Origin of the sequence: Photobacterium sp. OFAV2-7 (genome assembly GCF_022347985.1) — a bacterium.
Classification (GTDB): Bacteria; Pseudomonadota; Gammaproteobacteria; order Enterobacterales; family Vibrionaceae; genus Photobacterium.
This window is the reverse complement of sequence record NZ_JAKRFQ010000026.1, coordinates 1-18,808: the sequence shown is the minus strand read 5'-3', so window position 1 is coordinate 18,808 and position 18,808 is coordinate 1. Positions and strand designations below refer to the sequence as shown.

Here is an 18,808-nt window from a genome sequence, read left to right as displayed (position 1 = left end):
GAATATCAGGACACGCTTACTATTCCTATTGCGGTATTGGCCAAATCCGTTCAGGCACTGTTTGACGGTATGCTGACAGCTATCGTGACATTCGTGATCTCCCTGACCGCAGGGGCTGCCATTTTGACCAAACTCTTCAAGCCGCGTGCGATCACCGAAAACAGCTTTTTGAGCGGCCTGCTCAATCCGACACTGCCATGGTTTGTTGTCCAGCAAATGGGTGCCGTATTCGTTGTGATGACCTTCTTTGGCATTGGTCCTGAAATGATCCATGATGGTGCGACAGGCGGCCTGGTACTCAATGACTTGCTACCTGTTCTCTTTTCGGTATTCCTGTTCGCTGGCCTGCTATTGCCGCTTCTGCTGAACTTCGGCCTGCTTGAGTTCGTCGGTGCGCTGTTTACCCGTATCATGCGTCCGCTCTTCAATCTGCCGGGACGCTCTGCCGTTAACTGTATTGCCTCTTGGCTGGGTGACGGTAGCGTCGGCGTACTGATGACCAGCAAGCAATACGAGAGCAAAATCTACACCGAACGTGAAGCTGCCGTGATCGGTACCACATTCACTGCCGTATCTATCACGTTCAGCCTGGTGGTTATCGCTCAGGTTAACCTGGAGCATATGTTTGCCCCGTTCTACCTGACCGTTTGTCTGGCAGGCCTGGCTGCTGCGGTTATTGTGCCTCGCCTACCGCCGCTATCCTGGAAGAAAGACAAGTACATCGATGGTACCGATCTTACCGAAGACTACGAAGCCGTTCCGGCAGGTAAGACGGTTGTGAGCTTTGGCCTGGAGCAGGCTCTCAACAAAGCCGCTGAAGTTAAAAGTCTGCGTCATGTCATCACAGAAGGCGTGAAAAATGCTGTGGATATGATTTTCGGTGTGCTGCCAGTGGTAATGGCAATCGGTACTGTCGCACTGGTGATCGCTGAAAATACACCAGTATTCAGCATCCTCGGACTGCCGTTTATTCCGTTCCTGGAGCTACTGCAAATTCCTGAAGCAACAGCAGCTTCCGAGACCATTGTGGTTGGTTTTGCCGATATGTTCCTGCCATCGATTCTGGCTTCAGGCATTGAAAGCGATCTGACTCGCTTCGTCATTGCTGCAATGTCTGTTACTCAGCTGATTTATATGTCGGAAATCGGTGCCCTGCTGATCGGCAGTAAAATTCCGGTTAAACCATGGGAACTGTTCATGATCTTCATCCTACGTACTATCGTCACCCTACCGGTCATCGCACTGATGGGACACTTGTTCTTTTAACCGATAGTTATCCTTCATATAAAAAACCAGCTGTCCGCAGCTGGTTTTTTATTGCCTCTTTACCAGCTCCTGCAACTCCCTCAGCATCGCACCCCATACCAGTACATCAGTATCAAAACCTCGACCTCAGCAAACGATACGCTCCTTCTCAAGGGCAGCCGTTCACTTATCTTCATGACGTTATCAGTTGCTCTATTAAAGCGTCTTCCTGTGTCCACAAATAACCCCCTATAACTCTTCACCTTTATGCCTTTCCCGCTGATAAGCCTTTCTCACTGATATCAGTCTACTGTGTGCTCGTTCTTATAGAGCGAGGAGCTTGGCCTTGGCGAATATTAAGCGGGGACACAAAAGTAATGAATGGCGGTTGGCTTACCCTCGGCGTTATCGTCAGACATAAAAAAAGCGGCCTGTTGGCCGCTTTCTCACACACCTGTCGGTTACCCTTTGTAAATCTTCGGGTTAAAGACATCTCGTAGCCAGTCACCCAGCAAGTTGATAACCAGTACCAGAGTCACCAGTACCAGACCAGGGAAGGCAGTGATCCACCATGAACCCGAGAAGATATAGTTAAAGCCGATGCTGATCAACGAGCCGAGTGACGGCTGATCAACTGGCAGACCCAGTCCGAGGAAAGACAGGGCAGCTTCGGACATAATGGCATTCGCCACCTGTACGGTCGAAATAACCAGAATTGGAGACAGACAGTTCGGTAGAATATGACGGAACATGATACGAGGCGCCTTAAAGCCCATCACGCGTGCAGCCTCGACATACTCTTTCTTCTTCTCGGCCAGTACCGAGGCTCGCACTGTGCGTGCATACTGCGGCCATTCAGCCACCCCGATAATCACCACCAGCATGACCACCGCATACTGGGCGAATAGCTCGGCACCGAGTGCAGTACGGAAGATAGCCGAAACAATGATAGCCACCATCATGGTCGAGAACGACAGCTGTACATCCGCAAAACGCATCAGGAAGCTATCGACACGGCCACCAAAATAACCGGCGCTCAGGCCTATGACGACACCGAGAATCAGCTGCAGACCAACCGCCAGCAGGCCGATAGTCAACGATAAACGTGAGCCGTAAAGCATGGTCGAGAATATATCCCGGCCCTGATCATCCGTCCCCAACAAGAAGCGGCTATCGCCCTCTTCCATCCATGAAGGCGGCAACTCGGAGTCCATAATATCAATGGTAGACAGATCGTACGGGTTAGTCGGTGCTACCCAAGGTGCCAGCACCGCCGAGACCACAAATACCAAAAACACGGCAAAGCTGAACATTGCCACCTTGTCTTTGAGGAAATAATACAAAATATCCGATTTCTTGAATCGTTCCCAACGGCTCGGCGCTGCTACTGTCGTACTACTCATGACTTACTCTCCTTTGCCAGTCAGATTGACAGTCGGGTTAACCAAACCATACAGCAGGTCAACAATGGTGTTGGTGACTACGAAGATCAGGCCAACAAAAATAACGTATGCGGTGATCAGCGGGGTATCAACACGGTTAATCGCTTCGAGGAATAAGAAGCCGGTACCCGGCCACTGGAACACCGTTTCGGTCAAAATGGTATAGGCCACCATGGTACCTATCTGCACGCCGCCTACCGTCAGCACCGGTAGCATGGTATTTTTAAGCGCGTGCTGATAATAAATTTTATTCATCGCCAGGCCCTTGGCCTTGGCAAACTTGATGTATTCCGAACTCAGAACTTCCAGCATTTCCGAGCGGACCAGACGGATAAACAGCGGCAGCATGATTGATGCAAGAGCCACACAAGGCAACACGAGGTGGCGAAGTCCGTCTAGGGTAAAGAAGCCCGACTCCCAGCCAAGCAGGTTATAGGTGTCCCCTCGACCGAAAGAAGGTAGCCAGCCAAGTTCAATCGAAAATACATACATCAGCATGATCGCTGTCAGGAACACAGGGATCGAGATCCCGATACTACTGAAAGCCATCACCACTTTGGTAAACAGACTATTGGGGTGGATAGCGGAATAAACCCCGAGTGGTATCGACACCACTATAATGATTAACGTTGCCCCGAAAACCAGCTCCAGCGTTGCGACCAGTTTGTCGAGAATAACGTCTACTGCCGGGCGCTTAAAGAAGTAGGATGTTCCTAAGTCTCCCTGGATGGCATTGCCGAGAAAACGGCTGTATTTGGCTACAAACGGGTCGTTCAAACCCAACTCATCACGTAGTTGTTGACGTTCAGCTTCTGATACCGACTGGCCCACCAGCTCCCGCAATGGGTCACCCAGGTTATCCTGAATGGCAAACGCCACCAGACTGATCACAAACATCACTATCAGTGCCTGAAACAGGCGCTTGACCAGAAACGTAAACATTCCTTGCCCCTTTTATCATCCTGAAAATCAGTGCCGGAAAACCCTTTCCGGCACTCAGCTTACTTTATTGCTTGATTTCTTGGTGACATAACGTCTTATAACAAGTCGTTAGTCGACAACAAGATCACCGAAATATGGCATTACCATCGGGTTAACGATGTCGGCAGCATGAACGTTTGACTTAGCACCCCATGCTTCACTCTGCCAGTGTAGAGGGACAAACGCCGCCTCGTTGTACAGCGTTGCTTCCACTTTCTGCAGGATCGCAGCACGCTTGGCCGGATCAGTTTCTACGTTAGACGCTGTAACCAGCTTATCAACCTCTGCATTAGAATAGTGGCCACAGTTGTACTGACCTTTACCGGTTTCCTCATTACGCGTCATCGTCAGGAACTCTGAGAAGTTCGCTGAGTCCTCAGTGTCCGAGTGCCAACCAATCATCATCATGTCAGCCGCACACACATCAAACTCTGGCCAGTATTGCGCTTTTGGCAACGTCTTCAGATCTACCTTGATGCCAATTTTTGACAGCATCGCCGCAGCAGCCTGTGCCACCTTGGCGTCATTCACGTAACGGTTGTTCGGTGCCATCATGGTCAGCTTGAAGCCTTTCTCATAACCGGCTTCTTTCATCAACTGCTTGGCTTTTTTCAGATCGTAGCGTGGAACCAGCTCTTCACTGTAGCCCGCGTAACCAGAAGGTCCCTGCTGACCAGCCGCTGTCGCGAAGCCTTTCATGATTTTCTTCACGATGCCTTCGTTATTGATCGCATGCACAATCGCCTGACGGACACGTACATCTTTCAGTGCTTCGTTGCTGCTCTGGTTCATCTGGAAAGTGATAATACGAGTACCAGGCAAAGTCACCAAATCGATACCGTCTGCACTCTTAACGCGTTTATGATCATTCGGGGCAACCGGATGAATCATATCTACACCGCCAGAAAGCAGCGCAGCAACACGAGTGGCATCTTCTTTGATTGGTAGCAAGGTCAGCTTATCAACATTACCTTTGGATTCTTTGTCCCAATAATCGGCAAAACGCTCAAACTCAACCTTCACACCCTGCTCACGGGCTGTAACGATAAAAGGACCGGTACCGGATAGATTGGTGGAAGCAAAAGAGTTACCGTGCTTAACTAGTTCAGCTTTATCTCTGCCGTCTTTTGTTTTACCGGTATAGAACTTGCTGTCCATCGGGAAAATGTAAGTTGCAGTCTGCAGTACCAGCGGGTAAGGACCGGAAGATATCAAATCGATCGTGTAATCGTTAACTTTCTTAAGCTCAGTATACGGTTCGAAGATCGCTTTAAAGTCTGGTGAGCTCTTCAGACGATTGAATGTCCATACCACATCATCTGCAGTCATGACATTGCCAGAATGGAACTTCACACCTTCACGAAGCTTAAAACGGAAAGTGGTGTCATCGATACGCTCCCAGCTTTCAGCCAGACGCGGCTCAAAATCCATCTCTTGGGTAAAACGTACCAAGGGATCAAATACCATATGGGACAGTTGCAGTGTGCCACCGGAAAGCTGCTCATGCGGATCCAGTGATACAGGGTCAGCACTATAGCCAACTTTGATGTCAGCTGCTGCTGCACTAAAACTCAGGCCTGCGGCCATTAAAGCGACTGCCAGCTTGGTCTTGATGGTTTTCATTGCATAGCTCCTTTATGCGGGGGAGATAACTCCCTTGCCGTTGTGTTTGCTTGTTATTGGTTCTATATACCAGCCCCTGCCACCGCGTCTCAGGCGATGGCGGCAGAGGGTTAAGCTAACTTCAATCCTTCTTGGCTCATGCCCTTAAACTCTGGCATCAGCGAGATAAGTTGTTTGCTGTACTCATGCTGTGGTGCGGTAAACAGCTGCTCGGTCGGCGAGACTTCCAGCAGTGTGCCCATTTGCATCACACCGATGCGGTCACACATCTGGCGGATCACCGGCAAATCGTGGCTGATAAACAGCATGGTAAGGTTCAGTTCATCCTGCAGATCTTTTAACAGGTTCAGAATCTGTGCCTGTACCGATACATCCAGTGCCGATGTCGGTTCATCACAAATCAGCAGACGCGGGCGGGTTGCCAGAGCACGGGCGATAGAAATACGCTGGCGCTGGCCACCGGAGAATTCGTGCGGATATTTCACTCCCGAAGCTCGGCCCAATCCCACATGATCCAGCAAATCATTCACGATTTGACGGGTCTGCGCTTCGTTTTCCGTCAGGTTATGGAAGCGAATCGGCTCGGCAATGATGTCGAAAATCTTCATCCGCGGGTTCATCGAGGTATACGGGTTCTGGAATACCATCTGCATCTGGCGACGCAGCGGACGGCGCTCGGCCTCGCTCTTCAGAGCGGTAAGGTCAATACCTTCGAACACCACCTTGCCTGAGTTTGGCGGATACAGGCCGGCGATCACCCGGGCAATGGTCGACTTACCGGAACCGGACTCGCCAACCAAGCCAAATGTTTCACCTTCGAAGATTTCAAAGCTGACATTATTAGACGCCTGAACATATTCACGGCGACTTTCAAAGAAAGAGTTCTTGGTGATAAAACGCAAATTAACATTTTCAACCTGCAACAAGGCACCGTTATAGCTGCGCTGATCTTCACTCTGGCCCAGCCAGTGGTTCTTGACGTCCAGCTGGGTCATTTCCTGCGCTTCTTCAATGTAGCTGACCAGCGGGAAGCGCTTCAGCTTAACATCAGAGCGCGGTACCGCAGAGATGAGGCTCTGGGTATAGGGATGATTCGGACGGCCTAACACCTGCTCGGTCGCACCAATTTCAACCAGATCGCCACGGTACATTACCGCAACCCGATCCGTCACATTGGAAACAACCCCCATATCATGAGTAACCAGCATACAGCCGACGTTTTTCTTAACACAGAGCTCACGGATAAGGTTCAGAATTTGGTCCTGAATCGAAACATCCAGTGCCGTGGTAGGCTCATCGGCAATGATCAGATCAGGCTCACCCGCCAGTGCAATCGCAATCACCACTCGCTGACGCATGCCGCCGGAGAACTGATGGGGATACTGCTTGATCCGCAGTTCAGGCTGAGGAATACCTACTTGCTCCATTAAACCCAGAGCACGAGTATAGGCTTCTTCCTGACTCACCTGTAAATTGGTGATGATCGTTTCTGTCAGTTGCTGTTCGACCGTAAACAGAGGGTTCAGTGATGTCATCGGATCCTGGAAGATAAAACCAATTTTCGACCCACGCACTTTTCTCATCTGTTCAGGCGTTAAACCTGACACTTTTTCACCGTCGAGATACACATCGCCACTGGCGATTTGTCCCGGCGGGCTCAGCAGATCAATCACAGCATTACCGACTGTGGATTTACCTGCGCCTGATTCTCCCACCACACCGACGATTTCACCGCGCTCAATCGAGAACGACAGTGATTTCACTGCGGCATGAACACCATGACGAGATGGATATTCAATGCGGAGATTTTTAACTTCTAATAATGCCATTACCAGACCCCAACTGCTTGGCAGCGTTCTGCCCTGTCTGAAAAATTGAATCCTTTCATTTCCAGCACAAATTGCTGAATACATGTTAAGCAGTCAATTTGGCAAAAATTTCACAGAAAATCAACAAAACAAGCTGAAAAACTGCAGAAATGAATAATTTTCGAATAATTAATCATTATATCACGTTCAAAAAGCAAACAAAGCAAGTTTAATCAGTCATCCTCATAGCCAGTGAGCGCTTTGTTTATCAGCACATCACGCTGGAATTATCGTTATAAGCTATACCATCACTACAGGGTATGATGAATAATTTCTCACACGCAAAAACCCGCACCTTTAACAATATATAAACAAAAATCTGTAAAACTCTACCTTTTTAGTGGTAACGATGGATTAAGTAACAATTTGTAAAACAGATAACTGCAGATAGACAAACTTTGCAGCAGATCACGCTAAGAGAAATTGGAAGATTTGATCGTCAGCTAAGTGCGTTTTTTATAAAAACGTCAAGATAGCTTTACTAATAGACAGCAAGGGGCAGCCGACTCATTCACTCAGTTTATAATTATGAGCAATACGGCTTGTCAGATTCGACTGAAAGCGAACAAAGATCGGTGACCAGTCACTCGATGAATGACTGGTGAAAAGGAATTCGACGCGGCTGGGTGCGAATGGTGTTGGGTGAAGAGGATTCGGACGGGTCGGCCTTCCGTACCCGAGCGGCTGCGCCCCATTCTCAAACACGGATCTGCAAATACAAAAAACCCCAGTCTGACGACTGGGGTTTCGAATGGTGGTCGGTGAAGAGGGATTCGAACCCCCGACCCTCTGGTCCCAAACCAGATGCGCTACCAAACTGCGCTATTCACCGAGCAATTTTAGGCTCATGCCAAGGAAATGATAACATTACCTGAAAAATGGGGTGGCTAACGAGACTTGAACTCGCGACAACCGGAATCACAATCCGGGACTCTACCAACTGAGCTATAGCCACCATTGTAAGTGGTCGGTGAAGAGGGATTCGAACCCCCGACCCTCTGGTCCCAAACCAGATGCGCTACCAAACTGCGCTATTCACCGACAAAATTCTTTTACTTGGTTTTGTGCCAAGAGGTTCACCCTCTAGTCCGCTATTCCAAGAGCCGTGATGCGCTATCAAACTAGGCAATTCAACGACTTAATTCTTCAAGGGGTTTACCCTTAGATACTGATATTATAATCAATACCTGTGTAATATGGGGTGGCTAACGAGACTTGAACTCGCGACAACCGGAATCACAATCCGGGACTCTACCAACTGAGCTATAGCCACCAAAATGTTGCTGCCAATATTTCTTAAAACCGGAATGGCGCGCCCGAAAGGATTCGAACCTTCGACCTTTGGCTCCGGAGGCCAACGCTCTATCCAGCTGAGCTACGGGCGCCTTGCCCTATCGGCGGAGGTGAATATTACGGATCACGCTGCCCCTCGTCTAGTCTTTTTTTTAATTTTTTTCTCGTTCGCTGTAAATATAAGCAAATATCTGTTGATTAGTATCATACAAATACAGCCCCCCGGTTTATCACAGTAAATTTAGGGGATATAATCACGTAGTTTTTACATTTTAAACAATCTGTAAATAATCACTGCCTTGTCTCAACAGTACGATTAACAACAACTCATGCAATACGACTGTGGCAATCGCATATAAGAATCTGGAAGTGTAAGGTGAGCTCAATGGAATTATCTCTTCGACAACTAATGGTAGCCGCAGTAGCAGCAATTACTTTTGCCGGCTCTGCCGTGGCAGCCGATATGTCAGACGAAGCTATTGCGGAACGAATTCAGCCTGTTGGCTCGGTATACCTTGAAGGAGATGCGCCCGCAGGCCCTGCCGTAGCCGCTGGCCCGCGCAGTGGTGATACCGTTTATGGCACGTTTTGTGTTGCCTGTCATGGTGCCGGTGTAATGGGTGCGCCGAAGAAAGGTGATGCTGCCGATTGGGAAGCCCGTCTTGCCAAGGGTAACGATGTACTGGCTGATAACGCCATCAACGGCTTCAATGCAATGCCAGCCAAAGGCTCATGTATGGATTGTAGCGATGACGAAATCATTGCCGCCATCGACCACATGATTGAAGGCCTATAAGACGGTCTTAAAATAAAAAGGGTTGATGCATTGGCATCAACCCTTTTTTTTATCTTTACTTCTTAAACATGGCCCGGATGTTGGCAATATGCGCCTGCCCTTTTTGCATTCGCTCCTGCTGGGTAACCGGCTTTCTTTCCGTCTCCCAATCCAAATCATCCTGAGGGAGTTCATACAAGAACCGGCTCGGCTCGGGCTTCAGTAGCTCGCCGAACTGTCTGCGTTCCTTACATAAGGTGAAGGTCAGCTCTTTTTGGGCACGGGTTATACCAACATAAGCCAAGCGGCGCTCTTCCTCGACATTGTCTTCGTCAATGCTGCTCTGGTGAGGCAAAATTCCTTCTTCGGTACCAATCAGGTAAACATACGGAAACTCAAGCCCCTTTGAGGCATGCAAGGTCATCAGCTGTACCTGATCAGCATCATCGTCATCTTCGCCACGCTCCATCATGTCGCGCAGTGTCAACCTCTGTACCACCTCTTTCAGGGTTTTCACTTCCTGATCGTAGTTATCGCCTTCTAGGTCGGCGGTGATCCAGCTATAGAGATCCGACACGTTTTTCATTCGCATCTCGGCCGCCTTTGGACTCGCCGACGTTTCATACAGCCAGTCTTCATAATTGATATCACGCACCAGCTGACGAACTGCCGCAACCGTATCACCGCGTTCGGCATTATCGGACAGCTCAACCACCCAGCGGGTAAAGCGCTGCAACGACTCTAGCCCTCGACCGCTCAGGTGCTGCTCCAACCCCAACTCAAAACTCGCAGCGAACAGACTTTTCCCTCGCATATTGGCGTAGGTACCGAGTTTCTCCAGTGTCACCGGCCCAATTTCCCGTCGCGGAGTATTCACAATCCGCAAAAAGGCATTGTCATCATCGAGGTTGGTCAACAGACGCAGATACGCCATGATGTCTTTGATCTCGGCGCGCGAGAAAAAAGAAGTGCCTCCCGATATCTTGTAGGGGATCCGGTTTTGCATAAGGGCTTTTTCAAACAGCCTTGACTGGTGGTTACCCCGGTACAGAATCGCATAGTCCTTATAACCGGTATTGTTCAAAAAGCGATGGGCAATCAATTCACCCACTACCCTTTCCGCCTCGTGATCTTCGTTCTTGGCGGTGATCACCTTGAGCAGCTCGCCGTCGGGGATCTCCGAAAACAGCGTCTTCTCGAATAGGTGAGGGTTATTGGCTATCAAAATATTGGCGGTACGCAGAATTCGGCTGGTCGAACGGTAGTTCTGCTCCAGCTTAATCACCCGTAATGACGGGAAATCTTTATTCAGCAAGCCGAGGTTTTCCGGCTGGGCACCACGCCAGGAATAGATCGACTGGTCATCATCGCCCACCACGGTAAATCGTGAACGCTCGCCCACCAGCAACTTCACAAACAGGTACTGACTGGTATTGGTATCTTGATACTCATCCACCAGCAGGTAGCGAATTCGGTTCTGCCAGCGCTGGCGTACTTCCTGGTTATCCCGCAATAACAGTACCGGCATCAAAATCAGATCATCGAAATCTAACGCGTTGTAGGCCTTCATCTGCTTCTGGTACATGTCATAGCAGTGGGCAAAGAGCTGATCTTTTTCTGTCTTGGCATAGGCCATCGCCTCGCCAGGTGACAGCATGTCATTTTTCCAGTTGGAAATTGTCGACAGCAACTGCTTAAGCAAGTCCTTGTCGCCGTCAATTTCGGCCTCGGTCAGCTCCTTGAGCAAGGCCATCTGGTCCTGATCATCAAACAGGGAAAAACTTGCCTTCAAACCCAGAGCTTTGTATTCACGGCGAATAATATTGAGCCCCAGGGTATGGAAGGTAGACACCATCAGCCCTTTGGCCTCCTGGCGACCCAGGGTCTGCCCGACCCGCTCTTTCATTTCGCGCGCCGCCTTGTTGGTAAAGGTCAACGCCGCAATATTTCGTGCCTTATAGTCACAATGCTGAACCAGATACGCGATCTTGTTGGTAATCACCCGGGTTTTACCCGATCCGGCACCAGCCAGCACTAAACACGGCCCGGCGACGTAATTTACTGCTTCGGTTTGCCTTGGGTTCAGTTTCATCAGCGTATCCTATGTCGTTTTTGATCATCTAGAGGTCAGCAGGCGCATTGTAGCGAGTTCCTGCCACATGTCTATTCGACCCCGAATATTCATGGCGGATACCGTCTTCTTATTAAGAAAACACTTGCACAATGAACAATGCTCAATAAAATAATGAATGAACATTCATTCATTACCTTTTTTTACATTTGTGACTTTTATGAGTGATAAGAAAACACGCATATTGCAGGCAACAGAAAAGTTGCTGGCAGTATATGGCTTTCACGGTATATCCATGCAGATGGTGGCCAAGGAAGCAGGTGTCGCGGCGGGGACAATTTATCGCTACTTCGAGGATAAAGACGACTTACTCCACCAGCTTCATGACCATATTTTAACTCACGTGGCGAACAAAATTACTCAGAACGTGTCAGATGAAATGCCTCTGAAAAATCGCTTCCGTACCATGTGGTTGAATATTTGGAACATGGCAAACCAGGGAGATGCCCCGCTGATCAACCGTGGTCAGTTTGAAAATCTGCCAAGGCGTCAGGGACAGGAACAGCACCAGTTGGAACAAAAGCTCTTTGCCAAGGTCAACCAACTGTTTGATGAAGGAAAAGCCGGTGGCCAGTTCAAACAACTCGATAATGAAATTTTAAGTGTTTTAAGCCTTGAGCCAAGTGCTTGCCTGGCTCGCAAACATGTAAACGGTGTTTTCAACGTTAGCGACGATGCACGAGATGCTGCACTCGAAGCGTGTTGGGATGCCATAACACAGCATTAACATTAGCAATTCCGGAGCACACCATAAAATGAAAAAATGGATAGTGATGCTACTTCTCGCACTTCTGCTGTTCGGTAGTGTGATTGGTTTCAATCTGTACAAGCAGAAGATGATAGCACAGTACATGGCTAACATGCCTGAGCCTGAATTTCCTGTAACGATTGTAGAAACTCAATCAACCAACTGGGTACCGGCAATTGAAGCCATTGGTTTCATCGAGCCAAACCAGGGGGTCACAATCACAACTGAAACCTCGGGCGTGATTAACAAAATTGATTTCGAATCAGGTTCGACAGTCAAAACAGACCAGCCTCTGGTCAGCCTTGACTCGGATGTTGAAATTGCCAACCTGAAGAGCTCTGAGGCTCGCCTGCCGGCAGCAAAAGCCAAGTATGCTCGTTACCAGGGGCTATATCAGAAAGGGTCTATTTCTAAAGAAGCCTATGATGATGCCGAAGCGTCTTACTTCTCGCTGTCAGCTGACATTGAAAGCCTGAAGGCGACCATTGACCGCCGTACAATCAAAGCTCCATTTGATGGTGTCGTCGGCCTGCGTAATGTTTTCCTTGGCCAGTACATCCAACCAGGTGATGACATTGTCCGCCTGGAAGATACCACGCTGATGAAATTGCGCTTTACTGTGCCGCAAACAGATATCTCGGATATCCACCTAGGCCAGGACATCGAGATTTTTGTCGACGCCTATCCTGAAACACCGTTCAGCGGCAAGATTAGTGCAATCGAGCCAGCCGTTAACTATCAAAGCGGTCTGGTACAGGTTCAGGCTGATATTCCAAACAATGAAGGCCAGCTACGCAGCGGTATGTTTGCCCGTGCCCACATTATTTTGCCAACACTGGAAGACCAAATCACGCTGCCACAGACAGCCATCACCTTTACGCTATACGGTGACAACGTCTACTTAGTTGGCAAAGATGACAAGGGCGATCTACGAGTCCGTCAGTCAGTGGTTAAAGTCGGTGAGCGCAAAGGCGAGGTCGTACATATCCTTGATGGCGTCAAAGCCGGTGACACTGTTGTCACATCCGGTCAGGTTCGCCTGAGTAATGACGCGAAGGTGCGTATTGTCGAAAGCAATGCACTCGAAGCGCCAGCAGAAACACCAATGCTGTAATCCGGAGGATTAATGCGTTTTACTGATGTTTTTATTAAACGTCCTGTTCTGGCGGTGTCGATCAGCTTTCTGATCGCCCTGCTCGGCCTGCAAGCCATCTTCAAGATGCAGGTGCGAGAATACCCGGACATGACCAACACCGTGGTAACGGTGTCAACCAGCTATTATGGGGCCAGTGCCGATCTGATCCAGGGCTTTATCACCCAGCCTTTGGAACAGGCCATTGCCCAGGCTGACAATATCGACTTCATGACCTCGTCATCGGTGCTGGGCTCGTCCACCATTACGGTGACCATGAAGCTCAACACCGATCCGAATGCGGCATTGGCGGATATTCTGGCTAAAACCAACTCGGTGCGCTCCCAGCTACCGAAAGAAGCCGAAGACCCGACAGTAACCATGTCGACAGGTTCGACGACGGCGGTAATGTATATCGGCTTTACCAGTGACGAGCTGGCGTCCAGCCAGATCACCGACTACCTGGAGCGCGTGATCAACCCGCAGTTCTTCACGGTAAACGGTGTTTCTAAAGTCGATCTCTACGGCGGGATGAAATATGCCCTGCGTGTCTGGTTGGATCCGGCCAAAATGGCGGCATACAACTTGACGGCAACCGATGTGATGAACGTGTTGAATGCCAACAACTACCAGTCGGCAACCGGTCAGGCTGTCGGTGAGTTTGTCCTGTACAACGGTACGGCAGACACCCAGGTATCCAATACCGACGATCTGGAGAAATTGGTTGTTTCAACCAAGGAAGGCCAGGTGATCCGTCTGGGTGACATCGCCAAAGTCACGCTAGAAAAGAGCCATGATGTCTACCGTGCATCGGCAAACGGTGAAGAAGCCGTCGTTGCCGCTATCAACGCCGCACCGAGTGCCAACCCAATCAACATCGCCGCCGATATTCTTGAGCTGTTGCCTGAGCTAAAACGCAACATGCCTGAAAATATCTCAATGAACGTGATGTACGACTCCACCATCGCTATCAATGAGTCAATCAACGAAGTTATCAAGACTATCGCAGAAGCGGCTCTGATCGTATTAGTGGTAATCACCCTGTTCCTGGGGTCGTTCCGTGCCGTTATTATTCCGATCGTCACCATTCCATTGTCTTTGATTGGTGTCGCCATGGTTATGCAGAGCTTCGGTTTCTCCTGGAACCTGATGACCCTGCTGGCAATGGTACTGGCCATCGGCCTGGTTGTTGATGATGCCATCGTTGTACTGGAAAACGTCGACCGTCACCTCAAGCTGGGCGAATCACCGTTTAGGGCTGCAATTATCGGTACCCGTGAAATTGCCGTTCCGGTTATAGCCATGACCCTGACGCTGGGTGCGGTATATGCACCTATCGCGATGATGGGCGGGATCACTGGCTCACTGTTCAAAGAGTTTGCCCTGACCCTGGCTGGCGCGGTATTCGTTTCCGGTATTGTGGCATTGACGCTATCGCCGATGATGTGTTCAAAAATGCTCAAGGCTAATGAGAAGCCGAGCAAGTTTGAAACGTCTGTGCATAACTTCCTGGATCGCATGACCAACCGCTACGAGAAAATGCTTGGCGGCGTGATGAACATGCGTCCTGTGGTTATTGTCTTTGCGGTTATTGTATTTGGCTCCCTGCCGATGTTGTTTAAGTTCATCCCAAGTGAACTGGCGCCATCGGAAGATAAGGGCGTATTGATGATGATGGGTACATCACCGTCCAATGCCAACCTGGATTACATCGACAACACCATGGCCAAGGTCAACAAGCTCCTGTCTGAGCAGCCTGAAGTGGCCTATGCCCAGGTATTCTCCGGGGTACCAAGCTCCAACCAGGCCTTCGGTATTGCATCCATGGTACCTTGGAGTGAGCGTGAGGCAAGCCAGGCAGAAGTTGTAGATCGTGTCACTAACTTGGTTAAGGACATTCCTGAAATGGCTGTCACGGCATTCCAGATGCCGGAACTGCCGGGTGCGGGCTCTGGTCTGCCGATTCAGTTCGTCATCACGACGCCAAACCAGTTCGAAAGCCTATTCCAGGTTGCTACTGATATCCTGGCCGATGTGAATGCCAACCCGATGTTCGTCTATTCCGATCTCGATCTGAACTACGACTCGGCAACGATGAAAATCCATATCGACAAAGATAAAGCCGGCGCTTACGGTGTGACGATGCAGGATATCGGTATTACCCTGAGTACCATGATGGCCGATGGTTATGTCAACCGTATCGACCTCAATGGCCGCTCTTACGAGGTGATCCCTCAGGTTGAACGTAAGTACCGCCTGAACCCTGAATCGATTAATGGTTACTACGTACGTGCTGCTGACGGTAACGCCATTCCGCTGGGTAGCCTGATCACCATTGATGTCGTTGCAGAACCTCGTTCGCTGCCACACTTCAACCAGCTGAACTCTGCAACCATTGGAGCGGTCCCAGCACCGGGGACAGCGATGGGTACGGCGATTAACTGGTTCCAGACAGATGCTGCAAGCCAGCTTCCGTCAGGCTACCAGTATGACTTCATGGGTGAGGCTCGTCAGTTCGTTACCGAAGGTAATGCCCTGTACATGACCTTTGCCCTGGCACTGGCAATCATCTTCCTGGTTCTGGCGATTCAGTTCGAGTCATTGCGCGATCCGCTGGTTATTCTGGTCTCGGTACCGCTGGCTATCTGTGGTGCATTGATCGCCCTGTCTTGGGGAGCGGCTTCAATGAATATCTACTCGCAGGTTGGTCTGATCACCCTGATTGGTTTGATCACCAAACACGGTATTCTTATCTGTGAGGTTGCCAAAGAAGAACAGCTTCATCACCAGAAAGATCGCATGGCAGCAGTGATGGAAGCGGCGAAGGTTCGTCTGCGTCCTATCCTGATGACAACAGCGGCGATGATCGCGGGTCTGATCCCATTGCTCTATGCGACGGGTGCCGGTGCCGCGCAGCGCTTTAGTATTGGTATCGTTATCGTATCTGGCCTGGCTATTGGTACGCTCTTTACCTTGTTCGTACTGCCGGTGATCTACACTTACTTGGCAAGTATCCACAAGCCGCTGCCAATCTTTGTCGAGGACAAGGATCTGGAAAAGCTGAAACGGGCTGACGAAGCACGCAATGCTTTGAAAGCTCGTGACTGCTAAGCTAATCAGGTAAATAACAAGGCCGCTTTATGCGGCCTTTTTTAATTTATGATTGAACGACGACAACCCGACCATATTTGAATAAAATAACCGCAACAGATTAAAAGCCGTTACGGAGTTAACTCAGCTATGTTTGATCCAAAAAAGCTTGAGCAGGTTGCCAAGCAGATCCACGAGTCAATGCCTCAGCCAGTCAAAGAGCTAGGCAACGATGTAGAACAGAAAGTTCGTCAGGTGATTCAGGCTCAGCTTGGTAAACTAGACGTTGTTAGCCGCGAGGAGTTTGATGTTCAGACTCAGGTTCTTTTGCGCACCCGCCAGAAGCTTACTGAGCTGGAACAGAAGATGGGCGAGCTGGAAACAAAGCTGGCTGACAACAAGCAAGATAGCGACGCGTAATCTACCGTCACTATTAAACAAGTAACAAAAAGCCCGGCAAATGTGCCGGGCTTTTTATTTATCTAGCTGGAATTAACCACCGACTGCAATGCGTTTCATGTCTGTCATGTAGCCGCGTAATTCCTGTCCAACCCACTCAACCGGGTGACTACGTACTGCTTCATTCACATCAATCAGTTTCTGGTTATCAACCTGATTGCTGGTTTCGCCCAGACCTTTACCAATCACATCAGTACCTACCGAAGGCATGAACTTCTCGCGTAGTAATGGAGTGGCAACATTGGCGAACAGGTAGTTACCGTATTCTGCTGTATCAGAGATAACAACATTCATCTCATACAGGCGTTTACGTGCGATAGTGTTCGCAATCAACGGCAGCTCATGCAGAGATTCATAATAGGCCGACTCTTCGATAATGCCTGAGGCTGTCATCGCCTCAAAGGCAAGCTCAACACCGGCACGAACCATAGCAACCATCAGGATACCATTATCAAAGTACTCCTGCTCTGCAATCTGCAGATCCGAGTCAGGGTAGTTTTCAAAAGCGGTTTCAGCCGTCTCGGCACGCCAGCCCAGCAGGTTGGCATCATCATTGGCCCAATCCGCCATCATAGTGCTAGAGAAATGGCCGGTAATGATGTCATCCATGTGCTTGTTGTAAAGCGGACGCATTAGCTCTTTAAGCTCTTCAGACAGCTCGTACGCTTTCACTTTCGCCGGGTTAGACAGGCGATCCATCATATGAGTGATGCCACCGAACTTCAGGGCTTCGGTAATCGTCTCCCAGCCAAACTGCAGTAGTTTACCGGCATAGGCAGGCTCGATACCTTCAGCAACCATTTTCTCGTAGCAGACGATTGAACCAGCCTGCAGCATGCCACAAAGAATGGTTTGCTCACCCATTAGGTCCGACTTCACTTCGGCAACAAACGAAGACTCAAGTACACCGGCACGGTGACCACCTGTTGCCGCAGCCCATGCTTTGGCAATATCTAGGCCTTCACCTTTCGGATCGTTTTCAGGGTGAACAGCAATCAGAGTCGGAACACCAAAGCCACGCTTGTACTCTTCACGAACTTCGGTACCCGGACATTTAGGCGCAACCATCACAACAGTCAGATCATCACGAACCTGCATGCCTTCTTCAACAATGTTGAAGCCATGCGAATAACCCAACGCCGCACCTTGCTTCATCAACGGCATTACGGTTTCAACAACATTTGAGTGCTGTTTGTCTGGCGTTAGGTTAACCACAAGATCAGCTTGCGGGATCAGTTTTTCGTAGCTATCAACTTCAAAACCGTTTTCTTTGGCGTTCTTAAACGACTGGCGCTGCTCATCAATTGCCGCCTGGCGTAATGCATAGGCAACATCCAGACCTGAATCACGCATATTCAGACCTTGGTTCAAGCCCTGCGCGCCACAACCAACGATAACCACTTTCTTGCCTTTCAGGAAATCGGCTTCTGTTGCAAACTCTGCACGATCCATAAAACGACAACGGCCAAGCTGATCTAGCTGCTGGCGTAGGTTTAGGGTATTGAAATAATTAGCCATAACTACAAACTCCGTGAATTCTGTTCCTTGGGTCGACATCTTCCTGTCGAATAACCTGATAGTAGAACAGGTACTTTGTTGCGCAAAGTGATATATTCACAACAACTCATTGTAAAAAGTGCAACATAGACGATGAACATCAAGAACCTGCAATTTTTCCTGCACCTGTGTGATTCTAAAAGCTTTAGTCAGACCGCGCAGGCTATGCATATAAGCCCGTCAGCGCTAAGCCGCATTATCCAGCGACTGGAAGATGATACCGGGCAAACATTATTTATCCGTGACAACCGTAGTGTAGAATTAACCTCTGCCGGAAAAAAACTATTGCCAGTCGCAGCCCAAATTGTGTCTAGCTGGCTAGAACTCAAAACACAGCTCAGCGACCAACAGCAGCAGCTACAGGGAAAACTCAAACTATTTTGCTCTGTAACAGCAAGCTATAGCCACCTCCCAGCTATTCTCAACGAGTTCCGTCAACTCTACCCGCAAATCGAGATTCAGCT

13 protein-coding genes and 5 tRNA genes are annotated in these 18,808 nt (G+C 49.4%); 7 read left to right on the top strand and 11 right to left on the bottom strand.

Features of this window, described 5'->3' with window-relative positions; all coding sequences use genetic code 11:
- On the top strand, positions 1-1,266 hold a 1,266-nt coding region (locus tag MHN01_RS04100), incomplete at its 5' end, for a YjiH family protein (protein ID WP_239410158.1).
- A gap of 440 nt (positions 1,267-1,706) precedes the next feature.
- On the opposite strand, the gene MHN01_RS04095 is transcribed toward MHN01_RS04100, so the two are convergent.
- The 9 genes from MHN01_RS04095 to MHN01_RS04055 form a co-directional block, all read right to left on the bottom strand.
- Positions 1,707-2,648 (bottom strand): ABC transporter permease, encoded by a 942-nt coding sequence (locus MHN01_RS04095; protein WP_239410157.1) that lies wholly within the window; start codon positions 2,646-2,648, stop codon positions 1,707-1,709.
- A 3-nt stretch (positions 2,649-2,651) separates the two neighbouring features.
- Positions 2,652-3,629 carry an ABC transporter permease gene (locus MHN01_RS04090; RefSeq protein WP_239410156.1) on the bottom strand — a complete coding sequence of 326 codons (978 nt, stop codon included), beginning with the start codon at positions 3,627-3,629 and terminating at the stop codon, positions 2,652-2,654.
- Positions 3,630-3,737: 108 nt separating this feature from the next.
- A complete protein-coding gene (locus MHN01_RS04085; RefSeq protein WP_239410155.1) occupies positions 3,738-5,291 on the bottom strand; it encodes an ABC transporter substrate-binding protein in 1,554 nt (517 codons plus the stop codon).
- Between the two features lie 110 nt (positions 5,292-5,401).
- On the bottom strand, positions 5,402-7,120 hold the full coding sequence (locus MHN01_RS04080; RefSeq protein WP_239410154.1) for an ABC transporter ATP-binding protein: 1,719 nt from the start codon (positions 7,118-7,120) through the stop codon (positions 5,402-5,404).
- 794 nt (positions 7,121-7,914) lie between these two features.
- Positions 7,915-7,991 (bottom strand) — tRNA-Pro (locus tag MHN01_RS04075).
- A 47-nt stretch (positions 7,992-8,038) separates the two neighbouring features.
- A tRNA-His gene (locus tag MHN01_RS04070) sits at positions 8,039-8,114 on the bottom strand.
- Between the two features lie 9 nt (positions 8,115-8,123).
- Positions 8,124-8,200, bottom strand: a tRNA-Pro gene (locus tag MHN01_RS04065).
- A 156-nt stretch (positions 8,201-8,356) separates the two neighbouring features.
- Positions 8,357-8,432, bottom strand: a tRNA-His gene (locus MHN01_RS04060).
- Positions 8,433-8,467: 35 nt separating this feature from the next.
- Positions 8,468-8,544 (bottom strand) — tRNA-Arg (locus MHN01_RS04055).
- A 293-nt stretch (positions 8,545-8,837) separates the two neighbouring features.
- On the opposite strand from MHN01_RS04055, the gene MHN01_RS04050 reads away from it, so the two are divergent.
- Positions 8,838-9,248 carry a cytochrome c5 family protein gene (locus MHN01_RS04050; RefSeq protein WP_239410153.1) on the top strand — a complete coding sequence of 137 codons (411 nt, stop codon included), beginning with the start codon at positions 8,838-8,840 and terminating at the stop codon, positions 9,246-9,248.
- Positions 9,249-9,303: 55 nt separating this feature from the next.
- Here the strand turns inward: MHN01_RS04050 and rep are convergent, their stop codons facing one another.
- A complete protein-coding gene (gene rep, locus MHN01_RS04045) occupies positions 9,304-11,319 on the bottom strand; it encodes a DNA helicase Rep (RefSeq protein WP_239410152.1) in 2,016 nt (671 codons plus the stop codon).
- 199 nt (positions 11,320-11,518) lie between these two features.
- Here rep and MHN01_RS04040 point away from each other — a divergent pair, with 199 nt between their 5' ends.
- The 4 genes from MHN01_RS04040 (at position 11,519) to MHN01_RS04025 (ending at position 16,748) form a co-directional block, all read left to right on the top strand.
- Complete coding sequence (locus MHN01_RS04040; RefSeq protein ID WP_075763299.1) at positions 11,519-12,085, top strand: TetR/AcrR family transcriptional regulator; 567 nt, start codon at positions 11,519-11,521, stop codon at positions 12,083-12,085.
- 28 nt (positions 12,086-12,113) lie between these two features.
- The gene (locus MHN01_RS04035; protein ID WP_239410151.1) at positions 12,114-13,220 is read left to right on the top strand and encodes an efflux RND transporter periplasmic adaptor subunit; all 1,107 of its coding nucleotides are present in this window, start codon (positions 12,114-12,116) and stop codon (positions 13,218-13,220) included.
- Between the two features lie 12 nt (positions 13,221-13,232).
- On the top strand, positions 13,233-16,349 hold the full coding sequence (locus MHN01_RS04030; RefSeq protein ID WP_239410150.1) for a multidrug efflux RND transporter permease subunit: 3,117 nt from the start codon (positions 13,233-13,235) through the stop codon (positions 16,347-16,349).
- A 129-nt stretch (positions 16,350-16,478) separates the two neighbouring features.
- Positions 16,479-16,748: an accessory factor UbiK family protein gene (locus MHN01_RS04025; RefSeq protein WP_160658032.1), complete on the top strand. Its 270-nt coding sequence runs from the start codon at positions 16,479-16,481 to the stop codon at positions 16,746-16,748.
- A 72-nt stretch (positions 16,749-16,820) separates the two neighbouring features.
- Here MHN01_RS04025 and ilvC read toward each other — a convergent pair whose 3' ends face one another.
- Complete coding sequence (gene ilvC / locus MHN01_RS04020) at positions 16,821-18,305, bottom strand: ketol-acid reductoisomerase (RefSeq protein WP_239410149.1); 1,485 nt, start codon at positions 18,303-18,305, stop codon at positions 16,821-16,823.
- A gap of 132 nt (positions 18,306-18,437) precedes the next feature.
- Between ilvC and MHN01_RS04015 the strand changes: the two genes are divergently transcribed.
- Positions 18,438-18,808: LysR family transcriptional regulator (locus MHN01_RS04015; protein ID WP_239410148.1), on the top strand; the 371-nt coding region annotated here is incomplete at its 3' end.